The sequence below is a fragment of the Massilia sp. CCM 8734 genome (genome assembly GCF_011682155.1).
Classification (GTDB): Bacteria; Pseudomonadota; Gammaproteobacteria; order Burkholderiales; family Burkholderiaceae_D; genus Telluria_A; species Telluria_A rubra.
This window is the reverse complement of the sequence record NZ_WHJI01000113.1, coordinates 1-1,807: the sequence shown is the minus strand read 5'-3', so window position 1 is coordinate 1,807 and position 1,807 is coordinate 1. Positions and strand designations below refer to the sequence as shown.

Sequence of the window (1,807 nt, the reverse complement as noted above, 5' to 3'; positions counted from 1 at the left end):
AGGCTTGGTGGGCGTCGGACGCCAGCGTCGCGGCCGAAGCTGCGCGGCTGGGACTGCAACCGGCGCAAGCTGGCGAGTCCGCCCTGGCGTTCAAGGGCCGGGTGCAGGCTGCGATCGACAACGGCGGAGTCCCGCCGGCACCACCGCGCCATAGCCGCGTGGGAATCGTCGATCCGACCGAGGCGCTTCCCCGCGCCAAAAAAGGAATGCCGGCCGGTGCCGTGGCCGGCATGAAAGCGATTTTGAAAGCATCACGAGCACGAAAAAACCAACCTACCACCGATGAGGACGACGTATGAGCACCACTACCACCACCGAGAGAAAATTCGTGACGATCGACGTCAACAACCCGGCCTACAACGTCGGCATGCTGCTCGACGCTGTCATGGCGAAGCTTGGCGTCAAGAATGACGCCGCCCTGTCGCGCGAACTGGGCGTCTCCCCGACGAACGTGAGCAATATCCGGAACGTCAAGGTCGCGCTGAGCGCGGCGATGATGATCCGCATCCACGACGTAGCGGACATGTCGATCACCACGATCCGCAGCTTCCTCGTCGGCCCGACCAGGTGAGTTGCGAGTTTTGCGTGGCGCTGTCGGGGCGCTTCAATGCCCACCGGGAATGCTGCCAAATCCGCCTTTTGGCGGGGGCCCCTCAGCACGTGCGCCAGGTCGCTTACGACCAGGTCAGGCGGGAGTACGGCGAAACAGCGTTGGCCGGAGTCAAGGCGAAGCTGCGTGCGGAAGTGCAGCGTCAGCGCGAGCTCGCCTACACGCAAATAGAAAACCATCTCAACCAGGAGGCCGCCAAAGGGCGGGCGGCCGCAACAGCACTGCTTACGAAAATGAAAGCCGAGAAGATGAACGTAGCACCGCGAGAGCGCGCGAATGTGCGCCGGCAGGGTTCTTTGCTGGAGCACGCATAATGGCCAGCAAACACGGATCGCCGAAGCGCCGCGTCAAGGCATATCGCGAGAAAAAGTGTGCCGTCGGCGGTGGCCTACAGGTGATCGCTGCCGGCGTATCCCGGCATGACGTGCGCATGATGAATGCGCTGCCGATCGAGGGGGAAGAGGCGACCCTCATCTGCGTAAAATATTGGCGTGCGTTCGAGGATATCAAGCTGGGCGATGCAACCGAGACGTCGTATGTCTATCTCTGCACGGCCATGAACATTACGCTCTGTCTTGCCGAAACGGGCATTGGCGAAGAGTACGTTCCGGAAATGATACCGGCCCTGGAGGCGATGGCGCGGGCGGCGGAACGGGGCGCGAGGACCGGCCAGTACCGGCTCGACGGGCCGGGCATGGACGCGGTGAGCAATGCGCTGGCGATTCACGAGGCGCAGTGCGCCGTTGCGACCCGCGAAGACCTGTTCGCCGCCGAAACGATGATCGCCGCGCGGATCGCCGCCGGCCAGGCTCACCAGACACCGGCCAAAACCCACCGGCAAGCGCTTAAAGGAGCCGGGTATGAAATTTCCTGAAAAAAATTCACGCAGCGAGCAGATCCTGACAGCGTTCCTCAAGGGGCCAATGACGATCTATCAGGGCGCCGAGGTGCATGGGGATTTCGTCACGCGCAAGCTCCCGGCCGGCATCGACCACTGCAAGATGGTCGAGCTTTACTGCGATCTGGTCGAACGCGGCTGTCTGATCCGCGAGGGGATCAAATACAAACTGACGACACGCGCCCGGCACCAGCTCGAAAAGGAGAGCGCACCGGAAGCGCCGCGCTCGATCGTCCCGCCGCGCGTGCGCAACTTCTTCGCCAAGCCCCTGTTCCTTGGCTATTCGCCGGCGTTTCCGT

The 1,807-nt window shown here is 62.9% G+C and carries 4 protein-coding genes and 1 pseudogene; all 5 read left to right on the top strand.

Features of this window, described 5'->3' with window-relative positions:
• A pseudogene (locus F2P46_RS35605) lies at positions 1-299 on the top strand (hypothetical protein); the annotation flags it as partial.
• Positions 296-571, top strand: a complete 276-nt coding sequence (locus F2P46_RS35600; protein WP_166899220.1) for a helix-turn-helix domain-containing protein — start codon at positions 296-298, stop codon at positions 569-571. The pseudogene F2P46_RS35605 and the gene F2P46_RS35600, both read left to right, overlap by 4 nt.
• Positions 572-585: 14 nt before the next feature.
• Complete coding sequence (locus F2P46_RS35595; protein ID WP_166899218.1) at positions 586-924, top strand: hypothetical protein; 339 nt, start codon at positions 586-588, stop codon at positions 922-924.
• On the top strand, positions 924-1,484 hold the full coding sequence (locus F2P46_RS35590) for a hypothetical protein (RefSeq protein ID WP_166899216.1): 561 nt from the start codon (positions 924-926) through the stop codon (positions 1,482-1,484). The genes F2P46_RS35595 and F2P46_RS35590 overlap by 1 nt, the downstream gene beginning before the upstream one ends.
• Positions 1,471-1,807, top strand: a 337-nt coding sequence (locus tag F2P46_RS35585; RefSeq protein WP_166899215.1) for a hypothetical protein, incomplete at its 3' end; no start/stop codon positions are given. The genes F2P46_RS35590 and F2P46_RS35585, both read left to right, overlap by 14 nt.